22 protein-coding genes are annotated in these 20,951 nt (G+C 72.1%); 7 read left to right on the forward strand and 15 right to left on the reverse strand.

Annotated features, from left to right (window positions below):
• The 4 genes from MFF13_RS18040 to MFF13_RS18055 form a co-directional block, all read right to left on the reverse strand.
• Window positions 1-293: 3'-5' exonuclease family protein (locus MFF13_RS18040; RefSeq protein WP_505744299.1), on the reverse strand; the 293-nt coding region annotated here is incomplete at its 3' end.
• Between the two features lie 611 nt (window positions 294-904).
• The gene (locus MFF13_RS18045; protein ID WP_238272651.1) at window positions 905-1,273 is read right to left on the reverse strand and encodes a ComEA family DNA-binding protein; all 369 of its coding nucleotides are present in this window, start codon (window positions 1,271-1,273) and stop codon (window positions 905-907) included.
• A 188-nt stretch (window positions 1,274-1,461) separates the two neighbouring features.
• Entirely contained in the window at window positions 1,462-1,911 is a 450-nt protein-coding gene (locus MFF13_RS18050; protein WP_147754701.1) for a response regulator, read from the reverse strand.
• Complete coding sequence (locus tag MFF13_RS18055; protein ID WP_147831929.1) at window positions 1,908-3,029, reverse strand: PAS domain-containing protein; 1,122 nt, start codon at window positions 3,027-3,029, stop codon at window positions 1,908-1,910. The genes MFF13_RS18050 and MFF13_RS18055 overlap by 4 nt, the downstream gene beginning before the upstream one ends.
• A 505-nt stretch (window positions 3,030-3,534) precedes the next feature.
• Here MFF13_RS18055 and rpmF point away from each other — a divergent pair.
• Window positions 3,535-3,723, forward strand: coding sequence for a 50S ribosomal protein L32 (gene rpmF, locus MFF13_RS18060; RefSeq protein ID WP_147754699.1), 189 nt, complete (start codon window positions 3,535-3,537; stop codon window positions 3,721-3,723).
• 13 nt (window positions 3,724-3,736) lie between these two features.
• Here the strand turns inward: rpmF and MFF13_RS18065 are convergent, their stop codons facing one another.
• Complete coding sequence (locus tag MFF13_RS18065) at window positions 3,737-3,955, reverse strand: hypothetical protein (protein WP_147831931.1); 219 nt, start codon at window positions 3,953-3,955, stop codon at window positions 3,737-3,739.
• Window positions 3,956-4,322: 367 nt separating this feature from the next.
• Window positions 4,323-4,943 (reverse strand): polyhydroxyalkanoate synthesis repressor PhaR, encoded by a 621-nt coding sequence (gene phaR / locus MFF13_RS18070; RefSeq protein WP_238272653.1) that lies wholly within the window; start codon window positions 4,941-4,943, stop codon window positions 4,323-4,325.
• Window positions 4,944-5,258: 315 nt separating this feature from the next.
• Here phaR and MFF13_RS18075 point away from each other — a divergent pair, with 315 nt between their 5' ends.
• The 3 genes from MFF13_RS18075 to MFF13_RS18085 all read left to right on the forward strand — a co-directional run bounded on the left by MFF13_RS18075 (window position 5,259) and on the right by MFF13_RS18085 (window position 8,690).
• Window positions 5,259-6,440, forward strand: coding sequence for an acetyl-CoA C-acetyltransferase (locus MFF13_RS18075; RefSeq protein WP_147754192.1), 1,182 nt, complete (start codon window positions 5,259-5,261; stop codon window positions 6,438-6,440).
• A gap of 188 nt (window positions 6,441-6,628) precedes the next feature.
• Entirely contained in the window at window positions 6,629-7,357 is a 729-nt protein-coding gene (gene phbB / locus MFF13_RS18080; RefSeq protein WP_147831936.1) for an acetoacetyl-CoA reductase, read from the forward strand.
• 250 nt (window positions 7,358-7,607) lie between these two features.
• Complete coding sequence (locus MFF13_RS18085) at window positions 7,608-8,690, forward strand: HD-GYP domain-containing protein (protein ID WP_147754194.1); 1,083 nt, start codon at window positions 7,608-7,610, stop codon at window positions 8,688-8,690.
• A gap of 25 nt (window positions 8,691-8,715) precedes the next feature.
• On the opposite strand, the gene MFF13_RS18090 is transcribed toward MFF13_RS18085, so the two are convergent.
• Window positions 8,716-9,153, reverse strand: coding sequence for a DMT family transporter (locus tag MFF13_RS18090; RefSeq protein WP_147831938.1), 438 nt, complete (start codon window positions 9,151-9,153; stop codon window positions 8,716-8,718).
• Window positions 9,146-10,003: a DMT family transporter gene (locus MFF13_RS18095; protein ID WP_147754195.1), complete on the reverse strand. Its 858-nt coding sequence runs from the start codon at window positions 10,001-10,003 to the stop codon at window positions 9,146-9,148. The genes MFF13_RS18090 and MFF13_RS18095 overlap by 8 nt, the downstream gene beginning before the upstream one ends.
• Window positions 10,004-10,107: 104 nt before the next feature.
• Here MFF13_RS18095 and MFF13_RS18100 point away from each other — a divergent pair, with 104 nt between their 5' ends.
• Both MFF13_RS18100 and yddG read left to right on the forward strand, forming a co-directional pair.
• Window positions 10,108-11,001, forward strand: a complete 894-nt coding sequence (locus tag MFF13_RS18100) for a LysR family transcriptional regulator (protein ID WP_147831940.1) — start codon at window positions 10,108-10,110, stop codon at window positions 10,999-11,001.
• Between the two features lie 330 nt (window positions 11,002-11,331).
• Window positions 11,332-12,219, forward strand: a complete 888-nt coding sequence (gene yddG / locus MFF13_RS18105) for an aromatic amino acid exporter YddG (protein WP_373322573.1) — start codon at window positions 11,332-11,334, stop codon at window positions 12,217-12,219.
• Window positions 12,220-12,318: 99 nt separating this feature from the next.
• Here the strand turns inward: yddG and MFF13_RS18110 are convergent, their stop codons facing one another.
• The 3 genes from MFF13_RS18110 to MFF13_RS18120 form a co-directional block, all read right to left on the reverse strand.
• Complete coding sequence (locus MFF13_RS18110) at window positions 12,319-12,753, reverse strand: cupin domain-containing protein (RefSeq protein ID WP_147831942.1); 435 nt, start codon at window positions 12,751-12,753, stop codon at window positions 12,319-12,321.
• Between the two features lie 66 nt (window positions 12,754-12,819).
• Window positions 12,820-13,545, reverse strand: a complete 726-nt coding sequence (locus tag MFF13_RS18115; protein ID WP_187273782.1) for a hypothetical protein — start codon at window positions 13,543-13,545, stop codon at window positions 12,820-12,822.
• Entirely contained in the window at window positions 13,542-13,814 is a 273-nt protein-coding gene (locus tag MFF13_RS18120; RefSeq protein ID WP_187273783.1) for a hypothetical protein, read from the reverse strand. The genes MFF13_RS18115 and MFF13_RS18120 overlap by 4 nt, the downstream gene beginning before the upstream one ends.
• 198 nt (window positions 13,815-14,012) lie before the next feature.
• Here MFF13_RS18120 and MFF13_RS18125 point away from each other — a divergent pair, with 198 nt between their 5' ends.
• Window positions 14,013-16,889, forward strand: coding sequence for a phosphoenolpyruvate carboxylase (locus MFF13_RS18125; protein WP_147829980.1), 2,877 nt, complete (start codon window positions 14,013-14,015; stop codon window positions 16,887-16,889).
• 126 nt (window positions 16,890-17,015) lie between these two features.
• Here the strand turns inward: MFF13_RS18125 and MFF13_RS18130 are convergent, their stop codons facing one another.
• The 4 genes from MFF13_RS18130 to MFF13_RS18145 form a co-directional block, all read right to left on the reverse strand.
• On the reverse strand, window positions 17,016-17,465 hold the full coding sequence (locus MFF13_RS18130; RefSeq protein WP_147829990.1) for an NfeD family protein: 450 nt from the start codon (window positions 17,463-17,465) through the stop codon (window positions 17,016-17,018).
• Between the two features lie 5 nt (window positions 17,466-17,470).
• Entirely contained in the window at window positions 17,471-18,454 is a 984-nt protein-coding gene (locus tag MFF13_RS18135; protein WP_147829978.1) for an SPFH domain-containing protein, read from the reverse strand.
• 157 nt (window positions 18,455-18,611) lie between these two features.
• Window positions 18,612-19,898, reverse strand: a complete 1,287-nt coding sequence (locus MFF13_RS18140; protein WP_238272654.1) for a nuclease — start codon at window positions 19,896-19,898, stop codon at window positions 18,612-18,614.
• A 10-nt stretch (window positions 19,899-19,908) separates the two neighbouring features.
• The gene (locus tag MFF13_RS18145; protein ID WP_238272655.1) at window positions 19,909-20,793 is read right to left on the reverse strand and encodes a hypothetical protein; all 885 of its coding nucleotides are present in this window, start codon (window positions 20,791-20,793) and stop codon (window positions 19,909-19,911) included.
• Between the last annotated feature and the right edge of the window lie 158 nt (window positions 20,794-20,951).

Consider the following 20,951-nt stretch of genomic DNA (forward strand, 5'->3'; position numbering starts at 1 on the left):
GCCGGCATCACCCCGAGCGCCCGGTACAACACCGCCAGGTCGAACCGCGCATAGTGGAAGATCTTCTGGACGCCTGCGTCGGCGAGGACGGATTTCAGAACCTCCGGCACCGGCCCATCGCGAAAAATCTGCACCACGTCGGCCGAGCCGTCCCCCTTCGAGACCTGCACGACGCAGAGCCGGTCGCGATGCGGGTTGAGCCCCAGCGTCTCGGTGTCGACGGCGATCGCCGCCCCCGGATCGTACCCGGCCGGCAAGTCGCCGCGATGCAGACGGATCGTGTGGCTCGGCATGTTCTTGGATCTTGTTCTTGGATCTTGACGGTGGGAGAATTTTTGGCGGGTATCACCCTGGCTGGTGGGGGACAAGGTTGGGGCGCGACAGCGCTGTTTCGATGGGTTTGAACGACTGCTGGCGATCTCGCGACGCTCGCGATAGCTCACACGGATGTTCTGGAAGCGCTCGACGCGCCGTGTGATCTCGTGGTCCGAAACCGGCCCCACGTACTTCTGAGTTTCCTTCCCCTTCTTGGCGCCGTCCGGGTCACGCGCGTAGCCGAGGTAATACCAGTATTCCTGGCCGCGGCGGTCGCTCTTGGCGAAGCGCCCGTTCTCCGGATATGCGGCGTCGAAATCCGCATCGAATGCCTTCGCGATCAGGTCGGCGAAGGCGATCTGCACAGGGCTGGCGTGCGCTTTCATCGGCCTGGAGATGTTGTAAGGTTCCTCGCAAAACCGGTACGACAAAAATCCGCGATGCGCATCTCACGGCCGGGGTCCGATCGTCACCCTGGGGCCAAGTCCGAGGCGATGTCGGCGGACGGCCGCTTTCGAGGGGTGTCGAACGCCACCCTATTCCCGGCGCGCGGCTCAAACACAGCGCGCCGGTCAAACCTGCCAAAAAATCACTTCTGCTTGGCGATGACCTTGTCCTTGATGCCGTCGTAGACCGACTGCGAGAGGATCTTCTTCTGCACGAGGTCGTCCTTGCCCTTGTAGGGGCGGCCCTTGACGATCGCGGCCGAGCGGGCGGCGCCGATGCCGGGGAGCGCGTCGAGCTCGGCGGCGGAGGCGCTGTTGAGGTCGAGGAGGGCGCCCTTGGCGGCGTTCGGCGAGCCGGCGACGGGGGCCGAGGGCTTGACCGGGGCGGTCGGGGCGGCGGGCGCCATCGCTCCGGGCTTGGTCGGGGTCGCGGGGGCGGGGCTCTGCGCCAGCGCCGGCGCGGCGGCCAGGCAGGACAGGAGTGCGAAGGTGCGCAGGAACGACGTGGCCATGGTGGTCCTCCCGAAGGGACGGCGGCCCGGTACCTGGCGCCGACGGAGCGTGGTGTGAGCCGGAGCGGTTGAACCGCGGCTTAACGCTGCGGCACGCCGCCCCAGTCGCTGGTTCCAAATCCGATTGAATTCCAAGTCCGGTCGCGCGCACTCCGTTCCCGGTTCGGTTCTCGATCCGGGTCGGACGCTCAGTGCCGCATGGCGTCGAAGCGCGCGAGGCATTCGGCCGAGATCCGCATGCCGTTCGGTACCGGCTCGCTTGGCGGCGGACGGCGCACGCAGGCCTTGAGGTAGGCGAGCGCGTCTTCCAGCACCGCCTCGCTGAAGGGTTTTGCGATCACCGCGGTCGCGCCCTCCATCTCCTCGGAGAGCTGGCGCGCGTTGGCGGTCATGAAGGCGGCGGTGATGCCGTCGCGCTCACGGATCGCCTGCGCCACCTCGAGGCCGGAAGAGCCGTCTGCAAGGCGCAGGTCGATCAGCACCAGCTCGGGCCGACAGGCCTCGATCTGGGCGATGGCCTCGGCGGCCGTCATCGCGGTGCCGACCACGCTGTGCCCGGCCTCCTCGAGCATCATCTCGATCTGCATCAGGATGAGGGCCTCATCCTCCACGACCAGGATCCGCAGCGGGTCGCTCACGGCGTCTCCGAACTGTCTGCCATCTCGCGCGGCAGGCGAATGTTGACCGTGGTCCCCGGCTCGTTGGATTGCCACGCGATGCTGGCGTTGAGCTGGCGGCACAGGGTGCCGATCAGGCGCTTGCCGAAGGAGCGTTTCTCCATCACCTCCACGGGCATGCCGACGCCGTCGTCGGCGATTCTGATGGCGAAGTACTTCCCGTCCGGTGCGACCGTCACCGAGAGCCGGCCGGGGCGATCGCCGGGGAAGGCGTGCTTGAGCGCGTTGGTGATGAGCTCGTTCATCATCAGCGCCACCGGCGGCGCCTTCGAGACCGGCACCTCCACCGCCTCGAGGTCGAGGTGCAGGCGGATGCCGTCGCGGCCCGAGCCCCGCACCAGGTCGGTGGAGAGGTCGCGGGCGAACTCGGCGACGTCGAAGCGCTCGACGTCGTTCGACTGGTAGAGCCGCCGATGCACGATGCCCAGCGCCTCGACCCGCGTCAGCATCATCTCCATCGCCGCGCGCGCCGACGGGTCGGTGATGGCCTTGGTCTGCATGGCGAGCAGGGCGGCGATCATCTGGAGGTTGTTCTTGACCCGGTGGTCGACCTCGTGGACCAACATGGTCTGCGTCGCCAGGGACTGGCTCAGGTCCTGGGTGCGCTTGGCCACCTCGGCCTCGAAATGGGCCTTCTCCTGCTCGACCTTCAGGTGGGCGTCGACGCGGTCGGTCACGTCGAGCTGCGAGGCGAAGAAGTAGGGCACCTCGCCGCCCTCGTTCGTCACCGGGCTGAGGTACAGCGCGTTCCAGAACGGGGCGCCGTCCTTGCGGTAGTTCAGGATGTCGATGGCGATGTCGCGCCCCGCCGTCACCGCCTCGCGGATGAGCGCGACCGCGCCGCGATCGGTGTTGGCGCCCTGCAGGAAGCGGCAGTTGCGGCCCATGACCTCGCCGCGCTCGTAGCCCGTCATCCGCAGGAACGCGTCGTTGGCGAAGACGATCGGGTTGTCGGGCAGGCGCGGATCGGTGATGATCATCGCCATCCGCGTGGCGCGGACGGCGGCAGCGAACGGGTCGCCCTTGCCCTGCTCGGTGTCGAGGCCGCCGGTCTGGCGCCACGCATCGGACGATTCCATCGATCGTGATCTCTCTCAGGGCGCGGACCGCATCCACCGTGCGGCGTCGGCCGGTGCCGCGAGGGCACCTTTTTAGGAAGTCCAGAAGGCGAACCGTCGTGCTTGGAGGCGAGCGGGCGGGTGGGCCGCAAGCTTAACGGGTCGTGGAGGAAAAAAGGTTCAAAGAATTCTGGACGCGGCGGACTTTCCCGTCGCGGCGACGCCTTCGGGCCGTCGCCATGTCACCCCCCCCCCACCGCAGGCCATCACGGCAGAACTGTCAAGTCTCGGCTAGCACGCGCCCGGTGCCGTCGGCGCCTGCCACGGTCTCGCTCGGCCGCGATCTTGGACCAAAGTCCAAGATCGAGCGTGTCCGGCAGCTTGGTCGCACGCGCCCCCTAGCCACGCCCCGGCGCCCCCGCTATAAGCGCGCCTTCGAATCTCCGTATCGAGCGGTGCGCGAGGCGATCCCGGCCGGGAGACGCCCGGGCGCCGCTTTGGCGCCAGACCGCAAGGATTTCCCGTCATGGCCGTTCCGAAGCGCAAAACCTCCCCCTCCCGTCGCGGCATGCGCCGCTCGGCCGACGCCCTCAAGGCGCCGACCTACGTGACGGACAAGGATTCGGGCGAGCTGCGCCGCCCCCACCACATCGACCTGAAGACCGGCATGTATCGCGGCCGCCAGGTGCTCACGGTCAAGTCGACCGAAGCCTGAGTAGCCTTGGGAATCAGGCCGTGAGCCGCGCCGTCTCGGCGTAGCGCGCGGCCGCGATCCCGGTGCGCTCAAGCCGCGACGGCCGCAGGGTCGGATCGGACGCCACGATCACCTGAGTCAGAAAGCCTGCGAGCGGCCGCGTGCCGCCGCGGGCTCTTGGCGTTGGCACGTCCTGGGCTGCCTCGTCCCGGCCCCCGGCGATCGCCACCAGGGCGCGGGTGGGCGCGGACACTTTCGATCCGGAGGCTTCTTGCGGTTCGGAAGATTGCGACTCGGACCCCGGCGCCTGCGGCCCCACGGTCGCCCGTACCGTGCCGACACGCTCGATTGTCCCGATCTGCATCATCGCCCGCATCCCCCGGCCCAACCCGGACCGGCGCTGCAAGGGTGGGGCCGACGTTAACGGTTCGTCAACCTTTTATCGGGGCAGGCGCCACGACTTCCCTCCCCTTCTGCGGGGGAGGGTGGCCCACGAAGCGGGTCGAGAGAGGGGAGCGACCTCTCCCGACATAGCGCTCTCCTCTCCCGACCCTCCCTGACGCGAGGCCCACCCTCCCCCGCAGAGGGGGGAGGGAAAACGGGCGTGGAGTTCTTTGGCCCTACTTCTTCGCCAGCGCCTCGAGGCGTTCCTGCATCGCCAGCATCTGGCGCTTGAGGTCGTCGAGGTCGGTGCCGGCGGCCTGGACGGGGACGGGCGGGCTGGGTTGGCCGGCATTGGTGTTGGCGTTCGGCACGCCGGGCGGGGTGAAGCCGGTGAACATCTTCATGGCGTCGCCGAAGAAGCCCATGTTGGCCCGCACCTGCTGCTCGATCGCGGTCTGGAGCGCCGAGGAGCCGAAGCCCGCCCCGCTGAAGCCGGTCGAGAACTTTTCGCGCAGGCCGTCCTGGTCTTTCGCGAAGTTGGCCATCGAGAATTCGAGGAAGCTCGGCACCATCGTGCGCATGCTGTCGCCGTAGAAGCGGATCAGCTGGCGCAGGAACGCCACCGGCAGCAGGTTGTCGGCGCCGGCCTTGTTCTCCTGCTCGAAGATGATCTGCGTCAGCACCGAGCGGGTGATGTCGTCGCTGGTGCGCGCGTCGTAGACGACGAAGTCCTCGCCGTTCTGCACCATCGTCGAGAGGTCCTCGAGGGTGTCGTAGGTCGAGGTGCCGGTGTGGTAGAGGCGCCGGTTGGCGTACTTCTTGATGACGGTCTGTTGTGCCTTGACGCTGTCCGCCATCTTTGCGGCCTCTCCCCGATCGCGCGACGACCACGGCCGGGCCCCCGCCGCCGGGAGCCGCCCACGCGCCTGCTCGGACCTTAAGGCTTTCAGCCGGCGACGAAAATAGCCATCTGGCGCCTTTTCCCGCGGAATAATGCTAATTCGCCCCGGCCACAGCGTCGACGGCGATGGAGCAGTCGCCCCGCAAGCGATACGCCCCACCCTCCAGCCTTCTTGACTTCGACCGAGCGAGGCCCTTCATCCGGAGGAACGGCCTTTTGCGAGCGCGCGACCTTGAAGACGCGCCGGCCGACCACGAGGAGAACGTTTCAGATGGCAAGCGAAGACATCGTCATCGTCGGCGCGGCGCGCACGGCGGTTGGTTCGTTCGGCGGCGCGTTCAACACGGTGCCCGCGCACGAGCTCGGCAAGGTGGCGATCAAGGCCGCGCTCGAGCGCGCCGGCGTCTCCCCCGACGACGTGGACGAGGTGATCTTCGGCCAGGTGCTGACCGCCGGCGCCGGGCAGAACCCGGCCCGCCAGGCCGCCATCGCCGCCGGCATCCCCGAGAAGGCCACCGCCTGGGGCGTCAACCAGGTCTGCGGTTCGGGCCTGCGCACCGTCGCCATCGGCATGCAGCAGATCGCCAACGGCGACGCCACGGTCATCGTCGCGGGCGGCCAGGAGTCGATGTCGCTCAGCCCCCACGCGCAGTACCTGCGCGGCGGCCAGAAGATGGGCGACGTGAAGCTCGTCGACACGATGATCAAGGACGGGCTCTGGGACGCCTTCAACGGCTACCACATGGGCACCACCGCCGAGAACGTGGCCCAGGCCTTCCAGCTCACCCGCGAGCAGCAGGACCAGTTCGCCACGGCATCGCAGAACAAGGCCGAGGCCGCCCGCAAGGAGGGGCGCTTCAAGGAGGAGATCGCCCCCGTCACCGTCCCGGGCCGCAAGGGCGACGTGGTGGTCGACACCGACGAGTACATCCGCGACGGCGCCACCGTCGAGGCGATGGCCAAGCTGAAGCCCGCCTTCTCCAAGGACGGCACGGTGACGGCCGCCAACGCGTCGGGCCTCAACGACGGCGCGGCCGCGATCGTGCTGATGTCGGCCTCGGAGGCCGAGCGCCGCGGCATCACCCCGCTCGCCACGATCAAGTCCTGGGCCACCGCCGGCGTCGACCCCAAGATCATGGGCACCGGCCCGATCCCGGCCTCGCGCAAGGCGCTCGACAAGGCCGGCTGGAAGCCCGCCGACCTCGACCTGATCGAGGCCAACGAGGCCTTCGCCGCCCAGGCGCTCGCCGTGAACAAGGACATGGGCTGGGACGACGCCAAGGTGAACGTGAACGGCGGCGCCATCGCCATCGGCCACCCGATCGGCGCATCCGGCGCCCGCGTCCTCGTCACCCTGCTGCACGAGATGAAGCGCCGCGACGCCAAGAAGGGCCTCGCCACCCTGTGCATCGGCGGCGGCATGGGCGTCGCCATGTGCATCGAGCGCGCATAAGCAGAATCGCGCGCGCATGGGCGGCCTGAGCCCGGAGACGAAAATCCGTCTTTAGGCCCAAAGCAAAACATTTCGCGTGCGGACGCCATCCGCACGCGGCATGAGGGCATCATCCCCGGGCCGGCGGCGACCCCGTCGCGCCGACCCGGTCACGGCCCACAAAACAGTTCAAGAAACCGGAGGAAACCATGGCTCAGCAACGCGTCGCCCTCGTCACCGGCGGCACCCGCGGCATCGGTGCGGCGATCTCGAAGGGCCTTGCGGCCAAGGGCTACAAGGTCGCCGCCAACTACGGCGGCAACGACGAGGCGGCCCAGGCCTTCAAGGCCGAGACCGGCATCCCGGTGTTCAAGTTCGACGTCGGCGACTTTTCCGCCTGCGAGGCCGGCATCAAGGCGGTCGAGGCCGAGGTCGGCCCGGTCGACGTGCTGGTGAACAACGCCGGCATCACCCGTGACGGCCTGTTCCACAAGATGAGCTTCGAGAAGTGGCAGGCGGTCATCAAGACCAACCTCGACTCGGCCTTCACGGTGACCCGCCCGGTGATCGAGGGCATGCGCAACCGCGGCTTCGGGCGCATCATCCTGATCTCGTCGATCAACGGCCAGAAGGGCCAGATCGGCCAGGCCAACTACTCGGCCGCCAAGGCCGGCGTGATCGGCTTCGCCAAGGCGCTGGCCCAGGAGAGCGCCGCCAAGGGCATCACCGTCAACGTGATCGCGCCGGGCTACATCGCCACCGACATGGTGATGGCGGTGCCCGAGGAGGTGCGTAACAAGATCATCTCGACGATCCCCGTCGGGCGCCTCGGCGAGGCCGAGGAGATCGCCCGCGCAGTCGAGTACCTCGCGGCCGAGGATTCGGGCTTCATCACCGGCTCGACGCTGACGATCAACGGCGCCCAGTACATCGCCTGAGCGGCCGCGCGGGGGTGCCCTCCGGCGCCCCCGCCCCGCCCCGGAACCTGTCGCCCCGGCCGGATGCGGCGCCCGGATGCGGTGGCCGGACGCAGAGGCCTTGAGTCTTATAAGACGCCTCTTCGCGCCTGTTCAGCAATGCACGGCGTCTAATTTTTGCTCGCTCCATCTGCGATTGCTTTAATCGTTGGTGAGGTTTCGTGCCCATGATGCTTCAACCGGGGCGAAGCGCGGGCGGCGAATCACAACGATGAAGACCATCCTGATCCTCACCGATCAGCCCGATCGTGGGCAGAGGCTCGCCGGGCAGCTCCGACCGCTGGGCGAGCCACTGGTGGTCGACCTGCTGGATCCCTACCAGGCCCGCAACGCGCCCGACCTGACGCAGGTGGTCGCCGTGGTCGGCGACGCCTCGCTCGCGCATTCGCAGCAGGTGTCCGGCCTGCACAAGTACATGCACCGCCTCGGCCCGGCGCAGGTTCCGTTCCTCTGCGTGCTGCACGAGGACTCGCCCCGCGCGCACCTGCAGGCGCAGGCGCTCGGCGCGACCCGCACGCTCCGGGCCGACGCGGTGATGCGCGACCTGCTGCCGTCGCTGCGCAGCCTCGTTCCGGGCGAGGGCCAGGCCGAGGTGCGCGCCGCCATCGCCGAGGCCGACACGGCGCTCACCCGGATCTTCGACCTCGGCCGCGCCGGCAGCGGCCCGGCGCCGGCCGTGGCGGCGGCGGGCGCGGACCTCGTGGTCGGCGCCCTCAACAAGGCCGACATCCGCGGCTGGCTCGACGTGGTCTGGCGCTTCGACGACGCGACGCACCAGCACTGCCTGCTGGTTGCCGGCCTGGCGGCGGCCTTCGCCCGGCAGCTCGGCCTGCGCGCGCAGGATTGCCGCGACCTCACCCAGGCCGCCCTGCTGCACGACCTCGGCAAGGCCCGCATCCCGCTGGCGATCCTCAACAAGCCGGGCCGGCTCGACGCGGACGAGATGACGGTGATGCGGACCCACCCGGCGCTGGGCATCGCGATGCTGCAGGGCCAGGACTACCCGGCGGCGATGCTCGCCGTGGTGCGCTCCCACCACGAGGCGCTCGACGGCTCGGGCTATCCGGACGGGCTGACCGCGAAGCAGATTCCCGACCTCGTGCGGCTGATCACGGTCTGCGACATCTTCGGGGCGCTGATCGAGCGGCGGCCTTACAAGCGCCCGCACTCGGGCGAGGCGGCCTACGACATCCTCCGCGGCATGACCGGCAAGGTCGACCCCGACCTCGTCAACGCCTTCAAGCCGATCGCGGAGGCCGCCGGCAGCGCCATGGCCAGCGCCAGCGCAGCCTGAGGTCACGGCTTCGACCGGATCAGCGTCAGATCAGCATCACGGCGCCGACCATCAGGATGAGGCCGAGGGCGCGTGATCCGTCGAGGGGTCGTTGGGCCAGGCCGAGCCAGCCGAACTGATCGATCGCGACCGCGGCGAGCATCTGGCCGGCGATGAGCGATCCGATGAACGGCGCGGCCCCGAGCCGCGGCACCAACACGATTGCCAGCCCGACGAACACCGCGCCGAAGGCGCCCCCGCTCCACGCCCACCAGGGAATTCGCGCCAGGACCGCGGGCGACGGAAGGGGATCGCGCAGGGAGGCGGCCAGCAGCACCATGCCGGCGAGGCCGACCGCGTAGCTCACGGCGCCGGACCACGCCGCCGAGCCGAGCAGGGCCCTGAGTTGGGCGTTCAGGCCCTGCTGCACCACTACGGCTGCGCCGGCCGCCATCGCCGACAGCATCAGGAGGGCGTCAGGCATAACGCTTGGCGCCCGCCACGCACAGGACGACCACGGCGGTGGCGAGCAGCATGCCCGGCGCCACCGGCTCGTGCAGGAGGAGGCCGGCCAGCGCCAGGCCGAGGAACGGCTGCAGCAGTTGGAGCTGACCGACGCCGGCGATGCCGCCGAGCGCTAGGCCGCGATACCAGAACACGAAGCCGACGAGCATGCTGAACACCGAGACGTAGGCCAGCGCCGCCCAGGCCGGCCAGCCGACGTCCCAGGTGCCCGGCAGGCTCGCAAGCGCCAGCGCCAGGGTGACCGGCAGCGACAGCACCAGCGCCCAGGAGATCACCTGCCAGCCGCCGAGCCGGCGCGACAGCGCGGCGCCCTCCGCATAGCCGAGGCCGCAGAGCAGGATCGCCGCCAGCATCATGCCGTCGCCGGCCGGCGACCCGGCCCCGCCCTGCGCCAGGGCGAAGCCGGCGACCGCGAGGCTGCCGACACCGGAGAACAGCCAGAAGGCGGGCTTGGGCCGCTCGTTGCCGCGGAGCACGCCGAACAGGGCGGTCGCGAGCGGCAGCAGCCCGAGGAAGACGATGGAATGGGCCGCGGTGACGTGCCGGAGCGCCAGCGCAGTGAGCAGCGGGAACCCGATCACCACGCCGAGCCCGACGATCGCCAGCGGGACGAGGTCGCGCCGCAGCGGCCGCGGCGCGCGGAAAGCCAGCAGCAGCCCCGCCCCGATGAGCCCGGCGATCGCGGCACGCGCCGCAGTGAGGAACAGCGGCGAGAAGCCCGCCACCGCCACGCGGGTCGCCGGCAGCGAGGCGCTGAAGATCAAGATGCCGAGGAACCCGCTGCCCCACCCCGCCGACATGGCTCTCATCGCGCATCCCCCCGAGGCAGCCCGCTTGCCGCCGCCGGCCTTGACAACCATCGCAGGCCCATGCCGTCAAATGCCCAATCTTTCGCCATCCATGCGGATCGGGCATGATGAATCCGGCCCATCTCGACCTGTTTGGGGCAGTGCTGCGCCACGGCGGCATGACCCGGGCGGCCGACGCGCTGGGCATCGGCCAGCCGCACGTGAGCCGGGCGGTGGCGCAGCTCGAACGCGAACTCGGCTTCCCCCTGTTCGTGCGCGGGCACGGCAGCGCGACCCCGACGCCGGAGGGTGCGGCCTTCGCCCGCGAGGTCGAGCGGACCCATGCCGGGCTCGACCACCTGCGCGAGGCCGCCCGACGCATCCGCGAGGTCGGCAGCGGGCCGCTGCGCGTCGCCTGCCAGCCGTCGCTCGCGGCCCGCCTGCTGCCGCGCGCGATCGGCCGGCTTCATGCGGCCCATCCCGGCGCCCGGGTCGCGGTGCACGTGCCGGCGCCGGACACGATCTGGTCCTGGGCGGCGTCCGACCAGTGCGACCTCGGGCTGGTGCGCCCGCGCCCCGGCCATGCGGGGGTGGTCGCCGAGCCGTTCCTGACGGTGGATGCGGTCTGCGCCCTGCCCCGGGGCCACCCGCTGGCGGCGCGGCGCGCGATCGCCGTGCACGACCTCGCGGAGGCGGCGCTGATCGCCGGCGCGGCCGGCGCGTTCCAGGACGCGGTGGAGGCGGCGTTCCGCGCGGCCGGCCTCGCGCCGCGCTTTGGGATGAGCGCCCAGTACACCGCCGCCCGCTGCGGCCTGGTCGCCGAGGGGCTCGGGTTCGCCGTCGTCGACCCGGTCGCCGCCCGCGGCCTCGCCCTGCCGATCGTCCTGCGCCCGTTCCGCCCATCCCTGCCGATCGCGACCCTGCTGATCCGCCCGGCCCGCCCCCCGGCGATCCTGGCGGAGCGGCTGATCGGGTTCCTGCGCGAGGCGCGCGACGCGGAGGGTTTTGCGGCGGGGTGAGGCGCCACCTCCCTCCCCTCGCTGCGGGCAGGGCGTTTGTAGATGGTACCGCACCGTCATTCCGGGGCGCCGCAGGCGAGCCGGGAATCCAGAACCGCCGACGGTGCAAAGTCCGGCTCGACCAGCGTTTCTGGATCCCGGGCTCCGCTGCGCGGCCCCGGGATGACGAAGGTGCCGCCAATGGGTTTCCGAAGGGCAAGTCGGCATCGGCCATCGCCCTGCCTGCTTTATTAGGGAAAGCGGATCGACACGCCCCTCCTCTCGGGCCGGGTTGCCCTCGCTCGCGGGTCCGTGGGAAAGCGTTCTCCCTTTCCTGAGCACGGGTGTCGCGTGATCGCTTCCTCCTCCGCCACCCTCGTCGGCTGCGGCGCGATCCTGCTGTGGTCGCTCCTGGCGCTGTTCACCGCCGCGTCCGGCACGGTGCCGCCGTTCCAGCTCGCAGCGATGACCTTCGCGCTGGGCGGACTCGTCGGCTGCGCGAGCTGGCTCGCGCGCCGGGGCGGGGTCGCGGCCGGGCTCGCGGCGCTTCGCCAGCCCTGGCCGGTCTGGGCGCTGGGGGTCGGCGGGCTGTTCGGCTACCACGCCCTGTACTTCGCCGCCCTGCGCCTGGCACCGCCGGCCGAGGCCGGGCTGATCAACTACCTCTGGCCGCTGCTGATCGTTCTGTTCTCGGCGCGGCTCCCCGGGGCAGGCGGACTGCGGCCCGGCCACCTCGTCGGCGCGCTCCTCGGGCTCGCGGGCGTCGTCGTGCTGTTCCTCGGCCGCGGCGCGTTTCGCTTCGACGATGCGGCGCTGCCCGGCTACGCGGCCTCGCTCGCCGCCGCCTTCGTCTGGGCGGGCTACTCGGTGCTGTCGCGCCGGGTCGGCACGGTGCCGACGGATGCGGTCGCGGGCTTCTGCCTCGCCACCGCCGCCTTGAGCCTCGCCTGCCATCGCGTGTGGGAGACGACGACTTGGCCGGAGGGCGCCCTGCAATGGGCCGCCGTCGTCGCCCTAGGCCTCGGGCCGGTCGGGGCCGCGTTCTACCTGTGGGACATTGGCTGCAAGCGCGGCGACATTCGCCTGCTCGGCGTCGCGGCCTACGCCGCGCCGGTGCTCTCGACGCTGATCCTCGTCGCCTCGGGCTACGCCGCCGCGACCCCGGTCCTCGGCATCGCCTGCGCGCTCATCGTCGCCGGCGCTCTGATCGCGCTGCGGGCCTCACGCGGGGTGGGGTAGCCGCCGGCTCTTCCTTCCCTCGCAGAGAGGGAAGGAAGCGCACCCGAGCTCACCCGAGCTCACCCGAGCTCACCCGAGCTCACCCGAGCGCACCCGAGCTCACCGCGGCGTCGGGCGCCAGTCCGGTGGGGCCATCTCGAAACCCGAAAAGTCGAAGGCCGGGGAGACCGTGCAGCCGACGAGCGTCCAGGCGCCAAGGCTCGTCGCCGTCTGCCAGTGGCCCTCCGGCACGACCAGCTGCGGCCGCTGCCCGCGGAGGAGGTCGGGGCCGAGATGGTGGGCGGCGGCGTCGTGGCCGTTCGGGCTCACCGTGAGCACCAGCGGCGCGCCCGCGTGCCAGTGCCAGATCTCGGCGGCGTCGACGCGATGCCAGGCCGAAACCTCGCCGACGTCGAGCAGGTAGTAGATCGCGCTGCCGACAGAGCGCCCCTCGACCGTGCGCGGATCGCGGAAGGTCTCGCGGTAGTGCCCGCCCTCCGGGTGCGGCTGCAGCCCGAGCGCCGCGATCACCGCCGGTGCCGTCATGTCCGCCATGGTCGTTCGCATCCTTCGATCGGGCTGGTGGGACCCGTGTTCGCACATCCGCCAAAGGCCCGGTGCCTACTCGGCGATGGCACCCTGGGGAACGTGGAAGCCGGGTGGGGCCTTCGGGGCCGCATCCTTGCGCGGCGCGGGCTTCGCCGGCCTTCGCACCGCCGCGGGCGTCGCTTCTTTGCCGGCTTCGTTCGTGTTCGCCGCGGCGTCCGCCGGGGCGGTCTCGGTCGCGTTGCCCTTGCGATTCCCTTTGGCGTCCCTCTTGCCGTTCCCCTTGGTCCCGCGCGCAGCCACAGGCGGCGCGGCGACGGCCGGCGGGTCGATGCAGGTGCGGAAGGCGAGGGAGGCCAGGGGGGTGCCGTCCTCGGCGACGATCGGCAGGGGATCGGGCAGGGCCGGCAGCGCGGCCTCCCAGCGGATCGGGGCGCCGAGCTGGGTTTCGAGCGCGGCGGGGGCCGGGCCGCGGCGGAGGGTGGCGAGGTCCGGCCCGTAGGCGGTGGCGGGCTTGGCCGCGATCACGACCTGCAGCACCTGGCTGATTTCGGGCGTCAGCGGCCGCAGCGGGTTGGCGACGCTGGCGCGGCCGATCCGCGTCACCGCTACGTCAAAACCCTTCGCGCCCTCGTAGCGCGCGGCCCGCGCGCCGCAGGGCTGGAGCGCGTCGAGGTTCGCGGCGGGCGTCGCCGGCTCGGGCGCTGGCGCGGGAGAGGGAAGCGGAGGCGGCGCATCCTGGGCGCGGGCCGGCGCGGCGGCGAGGCCGGCGGCGAGCAGCGCGAGCAGCAGCGTTCTCATCGCGGGTCGTCCTCCCGGTGGTCGGGCCGTGGCAGGCGCGGCACCGCGTGGTCCTCGACGCGGATCGGATCGAGGTCGAGCACCGCGCCGGAGCGGTCGATCGGGCTGCGCGACGGACCGATCTCGGCGAGCAGCAGCGCCTCGTCCTCGACGTCGTGCTCGCTGTCGAGGTGCAGCGGCGCGCGCCGGCCGCGAGCGAGGAGCCGGAGCACCACGGTGCCGGCGACCGCGCAAGCCGTGACGGCCGCCAGGATCAGGAGCGTTTCCATTGCCCGGCAGCGTTAGCCCAAGCGGCCGTCGCATGCACCCCGGAGCATGCACCCCAGGGTAAGCCCGCCCCGACGCGCCGGGCCGGGGTCCCGAAGCGGAACGGTCCTTGCCTCTCCGGTCCCCGGGCCGCCTGCGCCTTGCGCGCGCCGGGCGTCCCCGCCAAAAGCCCCTGCCCCCGTCCTCCCGGAGCCAGACCGATGCGAACGCACGCCCAGCGCGACCCGGAGGAGCTCGAAGGCCACCTCGTCGGGCTGATCGAGGCCTCGCGCGAGCAGGCGAGCGAGGACCCGTTCCGCAACCCCGTGCTGGCGGTGACGCTGGCGATCACCCGCCGCTTCGACCGGGACGAGATCGGCGAGGCCGACCTCGACGCGCTGTTCGTGCGCTTGCGGGCGCAGGCTTTGTCCGACCGCGCGGCGCGGTTGCGCGCCTACGTCGGGATCGAGCACCATCCCGATGCCGACGCCGCGATGCCGGCGCGCCTCGTCGCCGCGGTGCCGGACCGGTCGGACGCGTTCGAGCGCTTCCGCGACGGGATCGGCCGCACCGCCTTCGCCGTGGTGTTCACCGCGCACCCGACCTTCGGGATGCCGAAGGCCGTGGCGGCGCTGCTCGCCGAGGCCGCGAGCCTCGACGACCCGGCGGCGCGCGCGCCCCTGATCGAGAAGGCCGCCCAGCTCTCGACCCGGCCGGACGCGCCGATCACCCTGGACGGCGAGTTCGAGCAGGCCTGCGTGGCAGCCAACCACGGCCGCGAGGCGGTGGACGCCTTCAACGGCGCGCTCCTCGACGCCGCGCGCAAGCGCTGGCCCGACCGCTGGACGGAACTCGTACCGAAACCCTTCGCCATCGCGAGCTGGGTCGGCTGCGACACCGACGGGCGCACCGACATCGGCTGGTGGGACACCCTGCGCTACCGCCTCGAATCCAAGCGCATGCAGCTCGACCGGGTGATGCGCCGCCTGCCCGCCATCCCCGCCGCGGGCGCGGTGCGGGGTCTCGCCGAGGCGGCGCTCGCCGCCGTCAACCGCCAGCTCGCGGTGGCGCCGCGGCTCGGCGACAAGCCGTCGCTGGAGGCGGTGCACCGCTTCGCCCTGGCGCTGATCATCGAGCGCGAGCGGGCGCAAACCGATTCCGCCGCCGTGCTCGCCGGCCTCTCCGCGGCGGTGGCGGGGGCCGAGGACGACGCCGACCGGCGCAGCCTCGCGGTCCTGCGCTCCGGCATCGCCACGCATGGGCTTTCGAACGCGCTGCCGCATTTCCGGCTCAACGCCAGCCAGATCCACAACGCGGTGCGCCGGGTCATCGACCTCGAGGGCGAGCCGACCGATGCGGCGCAGCGCCGCTCGCACCTCTCGGCGATCCACACCCTGCTCAACGACGTGCAGCCGGTGGCGGTGGATTTCGGGGCGCTCGCCGCCGAGCGGGCCTCGGCCGCCCGCCTGATGATGACGATCGCGCAGATCCTCAAGCACGTCGATGGCACCCACCCGGTGCGCTTCCTCATCGCAGAGACCGAGACCGGCTACACGCTGCTGGCCGCGCTGTGGCTCGCGCGGCACTACGGCATCGCCGACAAGCTCGAGATCACGCCGTTGTTCGAGACCGCGAGCGCCCTGGAGCAGGGCATCCGCGTGCTCGACGACGCCCTGCGCAACCCGCACTGGCGGCGCTACCTCAAGCGCATCGGCCGGCTCACCGTGCAGTTCGGCTATTCCGATTCCGGCCGCTACGTCGGCCAGCTCGCCGCCACCTTCTGGATCGAGCGCCTGCGCCTGCGCATCACCGAGATGCTGGTGGCCAACGGGCTCGCCGACGTCGAGCTCGCGATCTTCGACACGCACGGCGAATCGATCGGTCGCGGCGCGCACCCGACCAGCTTGCGCGACCGCCTCGCCTACCTCGCGCCGGAGGACGCGCGCACGCGCAACCAGAAGGCCGGGATCAAGGTCCGCCTCGAATCGAGCTTCCAGGGCACCGACGGCTACCTGCTGTTCGGGTCGAAGGAGATCGCGGAAGCCTCGATCGCGCGGGTGGCCGAGCACGTCTACGCGCTCGAGGTCGCCGAGGACGACGCCTTCCCCGACTACGCCCTCTCCGACGCGGCCGAGGGCGCGGACGCCGACGACGACCCGGTCTACGCCGAGACCGACTTCGCCCTGGAGTTCTTCACGGTCGTGCGCCAGGACATGGAGGCGCTGGTCGACGACCCCGGCTACGCGGCCCTGCTCGGCACCTTCGGCCCGGGGCTGATCGACCGCACCGGCTCGCGCCCGGTGGCGCGCCAGTCGGATTCCGGCGGGCCGGCGCTGATCACCCATCCGCGCCAGATGCGGGCGATCCCCAACAACGCGATCCTGCATCAGCTCGGATACCTCGCGAACTCGCTGCACGGGATCGGCCGGGCGGCGGGCCGCGCGCCCGACCTGTTCCGCGACATGCGCCGCGACTCGGTGCGGTTCTCCCGCGCCTTCCGGCTGGTCCAGCACGCGGCCTCCGTCGGCGACCTCGACGTGCTGCGCGCCTACATCGACACCCTCGACCCCGCCGTGTGGCTGGAGCGCGCCCGCCGCACCCGGAAGGACGGCCGCCGCGACGAACTCGTCGTCATCGCGGGCGCGCTGGACCGCCTCGACCTCGCGCCGAACCTGCGCCGCCTGTTCGGGCGGCTGACCACCGACGCGCTGAGCCTGCAGAGCACCGCCCCCGACCTCAAGAAGATGTCGGTGCGCCTCACCCTGCTCCACGCGATCCGCCTGGCGCTGATCCACCGGATCTGGTTCACCGCCGTCCACATCCCCGGCTTCCGGCCCCAGGCCGGGGTCAGCCGCGACCAGCTGCTGGAGCGGTTCCTGCGCCTCGACATCGACGGCTGCCTCAAGCTCCTCGACGAGATCTTCCCGATCACCCCCGACCCGACGCTCGGCCTCAACTTCGGCGAGCCGGCGGGTCCGCGCGACGTCGGCACCTACGAGGCCGAGCATTCGGGCCTGTTCCAGCCGATCAAACGGATGTTCGCCCAGGTGCGCGAGATCTCGGGGATGATCCAGCACGAGGTCGGGGCATTCGGGTGAGGCGGCGGCTTTTACGTGGTTCCGACCGGTAGGGGTGCGCCGCCCCCGCCATTCCGGGGCGCCGCAGGCGAGCCCAGGATGACGGGGTGGAGCGGGGACGGCCGTGGCCCGTGAGAAACCGCCTCCTCACACCCCCGTCACCCGCAGCACCGTCCCGTCGATCCCCGTGACCCGCACCCGCGCGCCGGCGGGGAGCTCGGGGCCGGTGATGCGCCACAGGGTGTCGTCGAAGCGGATACGGCCGGCGCCGTCGCGGATCGGCTCGGCGAGGAGCCCTTCGCGGCCGAGGAGGCCACGGTCGGCGCGGTTGAGGGTCGGGACGTGGCCGCGGCCGAGGCGGCGGGCGAGGAGCACCGCGGCGACGGCGAGGCCGGCGAAGAGCAGCACCTGCGCCTGCCACGGCAGGGGCGCCAGCGCTGCGACGAGGCCGGTGGCGAGCGCCGCGAGCCCGAGCCAGATCAGGAAGACGCCGGGCGCGGCCAGTTCCAGCCCGGCCAGCGCCAAGCCCGCGAGGATCCAGGCCCAAGCGGGACCGAGGATCGCGAGGGTCTCGGCGACGGTGTCGCGCAAGGTCACGACGCTCACGTCCGCGGAACCCCGACGCTGGGCGGCGCGCCGGAGCGTGGGCGCGCGGGCGCCGCGCCCTCTCCGAACACCGACTTCGTGATCTCGGCGATGCCGCCCAGCGTCCCGGCGAGCGCCGCCGCCTCGATCGGCACCACCACCACGCGCTGGTTCGGCGCGGTGGCGAGCGCCTTGATCGCGTCCACGTACTTCTCGGCCACCAAGAAGTTCGCCGCCGCGATGTCGCCCGCGGCGATTGCGGCGCTGATCATGCCGGTCGCCTTCGCCTCGGCTTCCGCCGAGCGCTCGCGCGCCTCGGCGTCGCGGAAGGCGGCTTCCTTGCGGCCTTCCGCCTCCAGGATCGCCGACTGCTTGCGCCCCTCGGCGCGCAGGATGTCGGCTTGGCGGTGGCCTTCCGCCTCCAGCACCGAAGCGCGCTTCTCGCGCTCGGCCTTCATCTGCCGGGCCATGGCGCCGGCGAGGTCGGCGGGGGGCACGATGTCCTTGATCTCGATGCGGGTCATCTTCACCCCCCAGGGCGAGGCGGCGGCGTCCATCACCCGCAGCAGCCGCTCGTTGATCTCGTCCCGGTGCGAGAGCAGCTGGTCGAGGTCCATCGAGCCGACCACGGTGCGGATGTTGGTCATCGTCAGCGTGCGGGTGGCGACGTCGAGGTTGGAGATCTCGTAGGAGGCGCGGGCGGCGTCGAGCACCTGGTAGAACACCACCGCGTCGATGGTGACGCCGGCGTTGTCGCGGGTGAACGCCTCCTGGCTCGCCACCTCGATCACCTGCTCCATCACGTTGACGCGGCGCCCGATGCGCTCGACGAACGGCGTGATCAGCCCGAGGCCGGATTCGAGGGTGCGGGCGTAGCGCCCGAAGCGCTCGACGGTGAAGACGTAGCCCTGCGGTACGATGTTGATGCCGGTGGCCAGCGTCACGATCACCAGGATCGCCGCCACGACCGCGAACGTGCTCAGACCGATCGAGAGACTCATCGCCATCCCCCTGGCGCCGACGCGGCGCGCCGGCATCCTAGCGCAGCCGGAGGCGACTGCGCGATCGGGCGCCGCTCTTCCTGGTCAGGGGCTGGGTTTCTCCACGTCGTCCGGTAGGATCGGGTCCCCGCTCCCGAACGGGAGTGGGATCCGCGGCTTACCGCTTCCACACGCCGATGCGCTCGGTGCGGGCGTGGTCCTCGGCCGCCACCAGCTCGGGGGAGGCTTCCGGAGAGGCGCGGCCGCCGCCGTTGAACAGGACCACCTCGGAAAGGTCGCGGCCCTCGACGGTGCAGGAGACGTTCTCGCTGCCCGGCACCGGCGTGCAGGTGACCGCACGGCCGGCGAGGTACTTGGAAAGCTCGTCGGCCTGCCCGCCCCGCACCCACTCGACGCCGAACAGGTGCAACACCTTGCCGGCGACGCGCACGGTCGCGGTGTCGATCACCTCGGCCTTGCCGCTGATCGCGTTGGCGGCCGGCGCGGGCGGCGGCTCGGGCAGGCCGACCGTGTCGGCGGTCTCCGGCGGCGGCGTCACTGGGTCGGGCGACGGGGTATTGGGCACGGATGCGTCGGCTTGCGTCGCGGTCTTCGTCGGGGTCTCGCCCTCCGGCGCGCGGTTTCCGACGACGAGCCCGGCCGCCAGCACCGCGAGCAAGGCCGCCGCGGTGCCGCCCGCCAGCCAGCGCCGGTGCTGGCGCACGGATTCGCCCTCGCCCTGCCAGTCGCGCAAGCCGGCGGCCACGCGGCCGATCCCGTCGCGGGCCGAGGCGCCGACCTGCGAGGCCCGATCGCGCCAGGCCGGCTGGGCGACCGGGTTTGGCGCGGCCGTGCCGGGCGTGGCGGCGCCAGACGTGGTGGCGTTGAGCGTCGTCGCGTCGGACCTGGTTCTGTCGGCCGCGGCCCGGCGCGCGGCGAGCCAGGCGGCCATTCCGGCCCGGACGCCGGAGACGCGGTCGACCGCGGATTCCGCGAGCGCCCTGCCCTGCTCGGTGGAGCGTTCGGCGAGGGCGCGGGCGCGCTCCGAGCCGGTCTCGACCAGGCGGGCGGTGGCCGCCCGCATCTCGGCGGCGCCGGCGATCAGCGGGGCGTCCCTCGTCACCTCGGGCTCGGCCGGCGCGATCGCGGGGGGCACGACCGCCGGCAGGAACAGGGCCGGGTGCCGGGCCTGGATCTCGTCGACGAGCTCGGCCAGCGTCAGCGGCGCGTCGGACCCAGCGTGGCGGCGCGGACGGCCGTGGCGATCGACGACGCGATAGCCCGCCGGCTCGGCCGACGGCTCGACCGCCGCCTCGGCCAGCAGCTGCAGCGTGCGCACGGCCACCGGCTTCGGGTTGCGGCGCGCGATCTCGGCCTGGACCTCGCCGCGAAGAGTCGCGCGCTCGGGGGCGCCGAGGACTGGGCGCTCCGTCGGGGCCAGGGTTTCCGCATCCGGGGTTGTCATGGCGTCTCGTCTAGCCGTTGGCGCCGGCTCCGGGAAGCGCGCCGACCGTGGCGCCGCGGCGCAGCACGCGGCTCGATTCCGACACGATCACCGGGCGGCCGCCGGCGAAGCTGACCTCCAGCACCAGCTCGGCCACCCCTTGCGAGCGCGCGCCGCGGGCCGGGCTGCCGGCCTGGAAGTCCACGAGGGTGCGCACGACGCAGCTCTGGAGCGCCGCGTTGCAGGCGGTGCGGGTGTCGCGCGGCTCGTAGCGCCGCTCCGGCCAGCGCTGCGCGAAGCGGCGCTTCTCGGCGAGCAGGGCCGCGAGCGTCGTCATCCGCCCGTGGAAGCGCAGGCGCTCACCGTAGAAGCGCGACGCGCCCGAGACCATGGCGCCGTTCGAGCCCGAGAAGGCGGCGAGGTAATCCTCGGTCAGGCCCTGCGCCTGTCCCGCCCAACCGGAGAAGCGTGGATCGGCAGCCGCCTCGCGCGGGGCGGCGGAAATCCGCGGCGCGACGGTCAGCGCGTTGGCGGCCGGCGTGTCGGAGAGGCGCTGCGCGGCACGCCGCCGAAGCCGCGGCCGCTCGGCCCGGCGGCTTGGGCCGCCCATGGCCGCGCCGTCGCGCTCGGTCTCGGCGAAGGCCGGCGTCGGGTTCGACGCGTTTCCGGCGGGCTTGGCCGCCTCCCGTGTCACCGGGGCGGCCGGAACCGGCGCCGCGGTTGCGGCCGGCTCGACTGGGGCAGGCGGAGCCTCGGCCTTCGGGGCGAGCGGGGCCGCCGGCGTGCCGGGCGCGGCCTTCGCCGGCGGGTCGACCCAGCCCGGGCGCGGCTCGGCCCGGGCCGCCCCGGCGGCGAGGATCAAGCCGAGCGCGAGCGCGGAACGCAGGCCGCCGACGCGTGAGGGATCAGGGCACATGGGATCACCGGAGGGTGGCCGGGCGGGGGGCGACGCGTTCTACGACGGCCGAGGTTAACGCGAACCGGTGGGCGCCCGGTTCCGTGCGGCTCTGCTCCGAAGCGCATCGGAGCCGGCCGATAGCGCTCGGGACACGCGAAACCGCATCTGCGGTCCCG

Origin of the sequence: Methylobacterium cerastii, from assembly GCF_022179125.1 — a bacterium.
GTDB classification, from domain to species: domain Bacteria; phylum Pseudomonadota; class Alphaproteobacteria; order Rhizobiales; family Beijerinckiaceae; genus Methylobacterium; species Methylobacterium cerastii.

Bases quoted from the DNA above. Each gene is read 5' to 3' on its own strand.
- MFF13_RS18045 (WP_238272651.1), bottom strand. From the start codon at position 1,273: ATGGCCACGTCGTTCCTGCGCACCTTCGCACTCCTGTCCTGCCTGGCC.
- MFF13_RS18055 (WP_147831929.1), bottom strand. From the start codon at position 3,029: ATGGAATCGTCCGATGCGTGGCGCCAGACCGGCGGCCTCGACACCGAG.
- rpmF (WP_147754699.1), top strand. From the start codon at position 3,535: ATGGCCGTTCCGAAGCGCAAAACCTCCCCCTCCCGTCGCGGCATGCGC.
- phaR (WP_238272653.1), bottom strand. From the start codon at position 4,943: ATGGCGGACAGCGTCAAGGCACAACAGACCGTCATCAAGAAGTACGCC.
- MFF13_RS18075 (WP_147754192.1), top strand. From the start codon at position 5,259: ATGGCAAGCGAAGACATCGTCATCGTCGGCGCGGCGCGCACGGCGGTT.
- phbB (WP_147831936.1), top strand. From the start codon at position 6,629: ATGGCTCAGCAACGCGTCGCCCTCGTCACCGGCGGCACCCGCGGCATC.
- MFF13_RS18085 (WP_147754194.1), top strand. From the start codon at position 7,608: ATGAAGACCATCCTGATCCTCACCGATCAGCCCGATCGTGGGCAGAGG.
- MFF13_RS18090 (WP_147831938.1), bottom strand. From the start codon at position 9,153: ATGCCTGACGCCCTCCTGATGCTGTCGGCGATGGCGGCCGGCGCAGCC.
- MFF13_RS18095 (WP_147754195.1), bottom strand. From the start codon at position 10,003: ATGAGAGCCATGTCGGCGGGGTGGGGCAGCGGGTTCCTCGGCATCTTG.
- MFF13_RS18100 (WP_147831940.1), top strand. From the start codon at position 10,108: ATGATGAATCCGGCCCATCTCGACCTGTTTGGGGCAGTGCTGCGCCAC.
- MFF13_RS18110 (WP_147831942.1), bottom strand. From the start codon at position 12,753: ATGGCGGACATGACGGCACCGGCGGTGATCGCGGCGCTCGGGCTGCAG.
- MFF13_RS18115 (WP_187273782.1), bottom strand. From the start codon at position 13,545: ATGAGAACGCTGCTGCTCGCGCTGCTCGCCGCCGGCCTCGCCGCCGCG.
- MFF13_RS18120 (WP_187273783.1), bottom strand. From the start codon at position 13,814: ATGGAAACGCTCCTGATCCTGGCGGCCGTCACGGCTTGCGCGGTCGCC.
- MFF13_RS18125 (WP_147829980.1), top strand. From the start codon at position 14,013: ATGCGAACGCACGCCCAGCGCGACCCGGAGGAGCTCGAAGGCCACCTC.
- MFF13_RS18135 (WP_147829978.1), bottom strand. From the start codon at position 18,454: ATGAGTCTCTCGATCGGTCTGAGCACGTTCGCGGTCGTGGCGGCGATC.
- MFF13_RS18140 (WP_238272654.1), bottom strand. From the start codon at position 19,898: ATGACAACCCCGGATGCGGAAACCCTGGCCCCGACGGAGCGCCCAGTC.
- MFF13_RS18145 (WP_238272655.1), bottom strand. From the start codon at position 20,793: ATGTGCCCTGATCCCTCACGCGTCGGCGGCCTGCGTTCCGCGCTCGCG.